Genomic DNA, 8,328 nt, shown 5'->3' on the forward strand with positions numbered 1-8,328 from the left:
GACGCCCGAGTTCCCCCGTGGTGCGTCGTTTTTCAGCCAGCAGGAGGTGCACGGGACCACGCCCCGATCAGGACGATGAGCACGACCGGAACCACGGGGTCCGAGCGGCGCCGGGGTGGACGTGCGGCACGGGCGGCCGATCGGGCAACAGCCGCCACCGTGGACGTGGTGCAGCCACGGCGGCGGATCCCCACCTACGAGCTGCTGGACGCCGAGGCGCTGGACCGCCTCGAGGCCCACGCCGACTGGATCCTTGACGAGGTGGGCGTGGATGTCCGGGGTGACGAGGAGGCCCTCGAACTGTTCCGTTCGGCCGGCGCACGGGTGGAAGGCGAGCGGATCCGGTTCGATCCCGGCCTGGTCCGCCAACTGTGTGCTACCGCTCCGGCGGCGTTCCAGATGCACGGCCGCGACCCTCGCCACACCGTGACCGTGGGCGGCGACCACGTCGTCTTCTCGCCGGCCTACGGGTCCCCGTTCGTCTCGGACCTGGACGGGGGGCGACGCTACGCCACGCTCGTCGACTTCCAGAACTTCGTGAAGCTCACGTATGCGTCGCCGTGGCTCCACCATTCCGGCGGCACGGTCTGCGAGCCGGTTGACGTACCGGTCAACAAGCGGCACCTGGACATGGTGTACGCGCACCTGCGCTGGTCGACCAAGCCGTTCATGGGTGGGGTCACCTCGGCGGAGCGGGCCGAGGACTCCGTCGCCATGGCGCGGGTCGCCTTCGGTGCCGATCGCCTGGAACGGGACTGCGTGATCCAGGGGAACATCAACGTCAACTCGCCGCTGGTCTTCGACGAGGTGATGACCGGGGCTCTCAAGGCGTACGCCCGGGCCAACCAGGGAAACGTGATCTCACCGTTCATCATCGGTGGCGCGATGGGCCCGGTCACACAGCCGGCCCTTATCGCCCAGGCCCACGCCGAGACGATGGTCGGCATCGCACTGGCCCAGTTGGTCCGTCCCGGGTCACCGGTCGTCTACGGCAGCTTCCTGACCACGATGGACCTCAGGAGCGGTGCCCCCACCTTCGGGACCCCCGAGGCGGTGCTGGCCACCTACGCCATGGGGCAGTTGGCCCGCCGTCTGGGGCTGCCGCTGCGGTGTGGTGGCCACTACACGGCGTCCAAGACCGCCGACGCCCAGGCGATGCTGGAGTCCGCCGACGCCATGGGCGCAGCGGTCCTCTCGGGGGCCAACTTCGTGCACCAGTCGGCGGGCTGGCTGGAGGGTGGCCTGGTCATGGGCTACGAGAAGTTCGTGATGGACACCGACCACCTCGGAATGCTGGTCAGGCGGATGCAGGGCCTGGTCGTCGACGACGATTCCCTGGCTGCCGACGGCTTCCTGGAGGCCGGACCGGGAACGGCCCACCTGGGGACGGCCCACACCATGGGCCACTTCGCCACGGCCAACTTCGACTCGGCGCTGGCCGACACCAACTCGTTCGAACAGTGGACCGAGGACGGCGCCCTGGACATGGCGCAGAGGGCCAACGTCCAGTGGAAGCAGGCCCTGGCCGATTACGAGCCGCCACCCATCGACCCGTCCGTCGACGCCGACCTGCGCGCCTTCATCGCCGAGCGGAAGGACTCGATGCCGGACATGTGGTACTGACCGTCGGTCAGGCCACGACCAGGTCCAGGTCGGAGCGGCTGAGCCGCTCGCGACCCGTGTCGGTGACCACCACAGTGTGGCCGAGGGTCATGGCCCGCTGGGAGCCGAAGTCCAGCAGGATCATGTGCAGGAAGAACACGTGGCCCGCCTCGAACACGAGCGGGTTGCCCTCGTAGATCATCGGCCAGTCGGTCCACACGGGGGCGTAGACGGCACCCATGCCGTAGCCGCAGGCGTTCAGCCGGTGCTCCCGGTAGCCGGCACGGTCCAGGACCCGGGCGTGGGTGGCGAACACTTCGCCGAGGGTGGCCCCCGGCCGTACTACGTCCTCGCAGGCCAGCAGGGCCTCGTGGCAGGCACCGTGCATGGCCCGGTGCTCCGGCGACGCCTCGCCGACCAACAGGGTCCGCATCATCGCAGCGTGGTAGCGCCGCTCGACGCCACACCACTCCAGTGTCAGCTGGTCGACCGGATCCAGGTCGCGGCGGCCCGAGGTGTAGCGCACCATGAGCGCACCCGGGCCCGAGCCGACGATCATCTCGTTGCCGGCGTAGTCACCGCCACCACCCAGCACGGCGCCCTGCATGTCGGCCAGGATCCGGGCCTCGGAGACGCCAGGCCCGGCCAGGCCGACGGCCACGTCCCAGGCGTCGTCGGCCAGCTCGGCTGCCCTACGCGTGTAGGCCATTTCCTGGGGGCTCTTCACCCGGCGGAGTTCCTGGACCAGCGTCGAGGCGTCGGCCCACGTCAGGAAACCGTCCAGCTCGGCCTCCAGCAGGCGCCAGTGGGCGGCCCTCAGGCCGTAGGAGTCCAGCTCGATGCCCACGCTGGAACCAGCCAGGCCCAGGTCGTCGAGCATGTCCCGCAGGTCCAGTGCCGGGTTCATGCCGTCGACGTCGACGTAGCAGCGCACGTCGGTCACGTTGGACGTGTACGCGGCCGTCCCCCGGTCGGGTGCCCGGTTCAGCAGGGCGACCCGGCCGTCGCCTGTCATGACCATGCACTGGAAGCTGGAGAAGCCGAAGGTGTCGTACCCGGTCAGCCAGTACATCGACTCCTGCTTGAACATGAGCAGGGCGTCCAGCCCGGCGGCCCTGATGGATCCGGCCGTCCGGTCCCGGCGGGAGAGCATCTCGTCGGGCGTGAAGTGGATGGGCATGGGGCTCCGTCGGGCGCGGGGGTCAGTAGGAGCGGCGCACCGCGGCGCCGTCGTACAGGACGTCGGACAGGGCGGCGTTGGCGGCAGCCCGGACCGCCCGACCCGCCGCGGTGCACGGTCCGTCGGGTGCCGGGACGGTGGTGAAGGCGGGATCGACGGGTCGACCACCGAGGGCCAGAACGTGGTGCTTGCCACGGCTGGGTCGGACGTCGGCGCCGACGTAGCACTGGAATGCCACCCCGACCCGCCGCCGGTCGGTGCGGTTGGGGCGCGAGCCGTGGACCAGGTGGGGGTGGTGGAGCGACATCTGTCCGGGCCCCAGCTGGATGTCCACGGCGGCGCTGACGTCGACGGCTACCTGCTGGCCCCGGGTGAGGATGTTGTCGCCGCCGTAGTGGTCGACGTGGGGATGGATGCCGTCGCGCTGCGAGCCGGACACCATGGCCACGCAGCCGCTGGCCGAGGTACTGGCCGTCAGCGCCACCCAGGCGGTGACCATGTCGCTCGAGTCCAGGCCCATGTAGGTCGAGTCCTGGTGCCAACTCACGAAGGCGTCGGAGTCGGGCTCCTTGATGAAGAGAACCGAGTTGAGCAACGACGTCGGGCGGTCCACCAACGAGGCGGCGCAGTCCAGGATCACGTCATGGGTGGCCAGGTCGGCCAGGAACGGCAGGACCAGGTGGGCGTTGTTGCGGTGTCCGGCGTGGAGGTCGTCGGGGAAGGCCCTCTCGGCGTCCACCAGGGCCCGGTGGAGTGCCGCGGCCTCGTCGGCGGTCAGGACGTCGATCGGCGCGACCCAACCGTGGTCCCGGTAGTGGTCCACCTGCTCGTCGGTGAGGATCGGCACGGGTCGAGACGCTAGATCGCCGGGCGGAACGGCGCGAGCGTGCCCGGGCAGAGCTCTGCCGGAGGCGTGGGACCTGATCTAGCCTCCGCAGATCCGGGGCCGGTGGTCCCGATCGAGGCAGGGGGGACCGATGCCTGACGTGGATCTGCCGTTCAGCCGCCGGGAGTACGCAGAGCGGCTGGACCGGGTGCGGAAATCCATGGATTCCCGCGGCATCGAGGTCCTGGTGGCCGCCGACCCGTCCAACATGTCCTGGCTGACCGGCTACGACGGCTGGTCGTTCTACACGCCGCAGGCCGTGGTCGTGACGGGCGACGACGAGCCGTGGTGGTGGGGTCGGCGCATGGACGCCAACGGCGCCCGCCGGACCGTCTACATGGACGAATCCCGGATCCTCGACTACTCCGACGACCACGTCATGTCCACCGAGCGACACGCCTTCGGGCAGTTGGCCGGGCTGCTCTGCGACATGGGCCACGGCTCGGCCCGGGTGGGTGTGGAGCTGGACAACTACTACTACTCGGCGGCCGCCCACCAGCACCTGTGCGCCGGGCTGCCCGACGCACAGGTGGTGGACGCCACGGCGCTGGTGAACTGGCAGCGGGGTGTGAAGTCCGAACAGGAGCTCGTGTACATGCGCCGCGGCGCCCGCATCGTGGAACGCATGCACGCCCGCATCCGCGAGGTGATCGAACCGGGCATGCGCAAGTGCGACCTGGTGGCAGAGATCTACGCCACCGGCATCTCGGGAACCGAGGAGTTCGGGGGCGACTACCCCGCCTTCGTCCCGATGCTCCCTACCGGAGCCGACGCCTCGGCCCCCCACCTCACATGGGACGACAAGCCCCTGCTCAGCGGCGAGGGCACGTTCTTCGAGATCGCCGGTGCCCACCGCCGCTACCAGCTGCCGCTCTGCCGGACCGTGTTCCTCGGCGAGCCGCCGGCTGAGATGCGTCGGGCCGAGAAGGCTGTCCTGGAGGGCCTGGATGCAGGCCTTGACGCGGCCAGGGCCGGCAACCGGGCGTGTGACGTGGCCCGCGAGTTCTTCGCCACCATGGAGAGTGCCGGCTTCCACAAGGAAGGGCGCTGCGGCTACCCGATCGGGATCAGCTATCCGCCCGACTGGGGGGAGCGGACGATCTCGTTCCGTGAGACCGACCAGACGCTGCTTGAGCCAGGCATGACCTTCCACTTCATGCCCGGCCTCTGGATGGACACCTGGGGCCTGGAGATCACCGAGAGCATCCTCATCGCCGATGACGGGCCCGCGGAGCCGCTCGCCGACGTCCGCCGTGGCATCGTCGTGAAGGCCTGAGGATGGGTACGCCACCGTCCCTCGGCCTGCGGGATGCCGACCTCCTGGACCGGACGCTGGAGATCCTGGAAGTCCTGGTCGCCTACGACACGATCGCCCTTACCCCGAACCTGGACATGATCGGGGACTGTCGGGACAGGTTCGAGTCGCTGGGGGCGACGGTGGTCCTGACCCACGACGGGACGCGCACGAAGGCCAACCTGTTCGCCACGATCGGACCCGACGTGGCCGGTGGGGTGGTGCTGTCGGGGCACTCCGACGTGGTGCCGGTGGATGCCGCCGACTGGACGACGCCACCGTTCACCGCCGATCGGAGGGGGGACCGGGTCTATGGGCGGGGTACGGCCGACATGAAGGGGTTCATCTCCTGCGTTCTGGCCATGGCCCCCGCCTACGCGGCGCTGGACCTGGTGAGGCCGATCCACGTGGCATTCACCTTCGACGAGGAGGACGGCTTCCACGGGGCACCGATCCTGCTGGCCGACCTGGTGGCCCGCGGGGTGCGGCCGTCCGCGGCCATCATCGGCGAACCCACCGGCCTGCGGACCGTCGGCGCCCACAAGGGCTGCTACGAGTACCGGACCACGATCACCGGACTGGACGGCCACAGCTCGGAGCCGGGCCGGGCGGTGAGTGCAGTGCACAATGCCAGCCTGTGGATCGGAGCGCTGATGGGCCTGGCCGACGACCTGGCCAGGCGGGCCCCGGACCCCAGCCCGTACAGCCCGCCCTCGACCACGTTCAACGTGGGCACCATCGAGGGCGGCCAGGGAAGGTGCGTGGTGGCCAACCGTTGCGCCTTCGACTGGGAGATGCGTCCCGTCCAGCGGTCCGACGCAGAGTTCGTGAAGGCCCGCATGGCCGACGTCGACGCCGAGCTGCTGGCCGGGATGCGTGCCGTGCACCCGGCGGCGGCGATCGAGACCGAGGTCGTGTGCGAGGTCGACGGCCTGGAATGGCTCGAGACCTCTCCGGCCCTGGACCTCATGCGGGTGCTGCTGGCCGACGAGGTGGCGGCCAACGACGACGTCCTTCCGGTGGACGTGGTCTCCTACGGGACGGAGGCCGGCCTGTTCCAGGCAGCCGGGATACCTGCCGTGCTGTGGGGGCCGGGCGACATCGGCGTGGCCCACCGTCCCGACGAGTTCGTCGACGTCGCCGACCTGGAGGCGTGCCTCGGGCTGCTGGCCCGCCTCGGCGACCACCTCGCCCGCTGATGGTCGGGACGACGGCCTGATGGCCCTGCCCCTGCTGGATGGCCGGGGGGTCTCGGCGTTCCACGCCGACGGGTTCGTTCCGGTCGACCGGTTGATCCCCGACGACGTGGTGGCCCCGCTGCACGACCGATTCGACCTGATGTTCCGCGGCGTGTTCGAGACCGGCGTCGCTCCAGACGAGGTCAACTGGCAGGAGGGGACCGGCGACCCGTCCCTCACCCGCCAGATCTGCAACGGGTGGCGGGCCGACCGCCTGGTGGCCTCGACCGTTCTCTCACCCGTGCTCGGTGAGGTGCTGGCCACCCTCGCCGGGTGGCCCGGCGCCCGGATCATCCAGGACAACCTGCTGTGGAAGCCACCCGGCGCCCGGTCGGTGGGCTTCCACCGGGACAACGCCTACCTGGCCTGGTACCGGCCGCAGGAGATGGCGACCTGCTGGATGGCGCTAGATCCGACCTCGGTGGACGGTGGGGCGGTCGAGTTCGCCCGCGGGTCGCACCGGTGGGCGACCGGAGACGACCCGCCGATGGAGTTCCACGCACCCCCGGACCATCGGGCGCCGATGGAGGCAGCGGCGGCCGCCGAGGGTGTGGACCCGGATCCGGTGCCGGTCGAGGTGCCGGCCGGGGGCGGCTCCTTCCACCATGGCTGGACGTGGCACGGCTCGGGTCCGAACCTGACCGAGGTGCACCGTCGGGTCCTTGTCCTCCACTGCGCCAGCAGTGAGGCGCGGTTCAACCGCCCTGGCTTCGGCGTTGGCAACGGGCCCGTGTACAGCCGCTACGCACACGAGGGGGACGATGCCATGGACGAGGCCCACTTCCCGATCCTCTGGCGGGACGACGGCTACCGGACTCCGGGTCTAGACAGTCTCACGGATCCGTTATAGGCTCTCACTCCCAGTGGTCGGGCCCGTGTCGTCGGGTCGGACCGGACGTCCCCCGCCGATCCGTCGAGCCGGAAGCAGGAGCGAACCATGACCCGCATGACCCCGAGCGAGGCCTTCGTCGAAACGATGGTTGCCAACGGCGTCACCACCATCTTCGGCATCATGGGCTCGGCGTTCATGGACGCCATGGACATCTTCGCCCCGGCGGGCATCACCCTCGTGCCGGTCGTGCACGAACAGGGCGCCGGCCACATGGCGGACGGGTACGCCCGGGTGAGCGGCCGCCACGGCGTGGTCATAGGCCAGAACGGCCCCGGGATCTCGAACTGCGTGACGGCCATCGCCGGCGCCTTCTGGGCCCACAGCCCGGTGGTCATGATCACCCCTGAGACCGGGACCATGGGCCAGGGCCTGGGTGGCTTCCAGGAGGCCAACCAGCTTCCGATGTTCCAGGAGTTCGTGAAGTACCAGGGTCACGTCGCCAACGAGAACCGGATGGCCGAGATCACAGCCCGGTGCTTCGACCGGGCCATGTCCGAGATCGGTCCCACCCAGCTGAACATCCCCCGCGACCGCTTCTACGGCGAGATCGATGTCGAGATCGCCGAACCGATGGTGCTGGACCGCGGTCCCGGTGGTGACGCCAGCCTTGACGAGGCCGCCGACCTGCTGGCCGCAGCCGAGTTCCCGGTCATGGTGTCCGGGGGCGGCGTGGTGATGGGAGATGCGATGGCCGATGCCATCGCCCTGGCCGAGCGCCTGGGTTGCCCGGTGGTCAACAGCTACCTGCACAACGACTCGTTCCCGGCCAGCCACCCGCAGTGGTGTGGTCCGCTGGGCTACCAGGGTTCCAAGGCGGCCATGAAGCTCATCGCCCGGGCCGACGTGGTCCTGGCGCTGGGCACCCGGCTGGGCCCGTTCGGCACCCTGCCCCAGCACGACATGGACTACTGGCCCGCCGACGCCAGGATCATCCAGGTCGACGCAGACCACAAGATGCTCGGCCTCGTCAAGAAGATCTCCGTCGGCATCTGCGGCGACGCCGGTGCCGCCGCCAGGGCCCTCGGCGACCGCCTGGCCGACCGGACGCTGGCCTGTGACGCCACCCGTGACGAACGGGCACAGGCCACCACAGACGAGAAGAAGGCCTGGGAGGACGAGCTGGACGAGTGGACGCATGAAACCGACGACTTCAGCATCGACATGATCAAGGAGGCCATCGACGAGGAGGGCAACTGGCTGCACCCCCGCCAGGTCCTCCGCGAGCTTGAGAAGGCC

General features: G+C 69.9%; 7 protein-coding genes. 5 read left to right on the forward strand and 2 right to left on the reverse strand.

Features of this window, described 5'->3' with window-relative positions; translation table 11 throughout:
* The first annotated feature begins 75 nt into the window (after nucleotides 1-75).
* On the forward strand, nucleotides 76-1,623 hold the full coding sequence (locus MK177_10140; protein MCH2427674.1) for a trimethylamine methyltransferase family protein: 1,548 nt from the start codon (nucleotides 76-78) through the stop codon (nucleotides 1,621-1,623).
* A gap of 7 nt (nucleotides 1,624-1,630) precedes the next feature.
* On the opposite strand, the gene MK177_10145 is transcribed toward MK177_10140, so the two are convergent.
* Both MK177_10145 and MK177_10150 read right to left on the reverse strand, forming a co-directional pair.
* A complete protein-coding gene (locus tag MK177_10145) occupies nucleotides 1,631-2,782 on the reverse strand; it encodes a Xaa-Pro peptidase family protein (GenBank protein ID MCH2427675.1) in 1,152 nt (383 codons plus the stop codon).
* Between the two features lie 22 nt (nucleotides 2,783-2,804).
* Nucleotides 2,805-3,629 carry a phytanoyl-CoA dioxygenase family protein gene (locus MK177_10150; protein MCH2427676.1) on the reverse strand — a complete coding sequence of 275 codons (825 nt, stop codon included), beginning with the start codon at nucleotides 3,627-3,629 and terminating at the stop codon, nucleotides 2,805-2,807.
* Between the two features lie 130 nt (nucleotides 3,630-3,759).
* Here MK177_10150 and MK177_10155 point away from each other — a divergent pair, with 130 nt between their 5' ends.
* From MK177_10155 to MK177_10170, 4 genes are all read left to right on the forward strand, one after another.
* The gene (locus MK177_10155; GenBank protein ID MCH2427677.1) at nucleotides 3,760-4,944 is read left to right on the forward strand and encodes a M24 family metallopeptidase; all 1,185 of its coding nucleotides are present in this window, start codon (nucleotides 3,760-3,762) and stop codon (nucleotides 4,942-4,944) included.
* Nucleotides 4,945-4,946: 2 nt separating this feature from the next.
* On the forward strand, nucleotides 4,947-6,161 hold the full coding sequence (argE, locus tag MK177_10160; GenBank protein MCH2427678.1) for an acetylornithine deacetylase: 1,215 nt from the start codon (nucleotides 4,947-4,949) through the stop codon (nucleotides 6,159-6,161).
* Between the two features lie 19 nt (nucleotides 6,162-6,180).
* On the forward strand, nucleotides 6,181-7,050 hold the full coding sequence (locus tag MK177_10165; protein ID MCH2427679.1) for a phytanoyl-CoA dioxygenase family protein: 870 nt from the start codon (nucleotides 6,181-6,183) through the stop codon (nucleotides 7,048-7,050).
* Between the two features lie 87 nt (nucleotides 7,051-7,137).
* Nucleotides 7,138-8,328: sulfoacetaldehyde acetyltransferase (locus MK177_10170; protein MCH2427680.1), on the forward strand; the 1,191-nt coding region annotated here is incomplete at its 3' end.

Source organism: Acidimicrobiales bacterium, assembly GCA_022452145.1.
Taxonomy (GTDB): Bacteria; Actinomycetota; Acidimicrobiia; order Acidimicrobiales; family MedAcidi-G1; genus UBA9410.

Coding starts and splice junctions, on each gene's coding strand:
- MK177_10140 (MCH2427674.1), top strand. CDS start 76: ATGAGCACGACCGGAACCACGGGGTCCGAGCGGCGCCGGGGTGGACGT.
- MK177_10145 (MCH2427675.1), bottom strand. CDS start 2,782: ATGCCCATCCACTTCACGCCCGACGAGATGCTCTCCCGCCGGGACCGG.
- MK177_10155 (MCH2427677.1), top strand. CDS start 3,760: ATGCCTGACGTGGATCTGCCGTTCAGCCGCCGGGAGTACGCAGAGCGG.
- argE (MCH2427678.1), top strand. CDS start 4,947: ATGGGTACGCCACCGTCCCTCGGCCTGCGGGATGCCGACCTCCTGGAC.
- MK177_10165 (MCH2427679.1), top strand. CDS start 6,181: ATGGCCCTGCCCCTGCTGGATGGCCGGGGGGTCTCGGCGTTCCACGCC.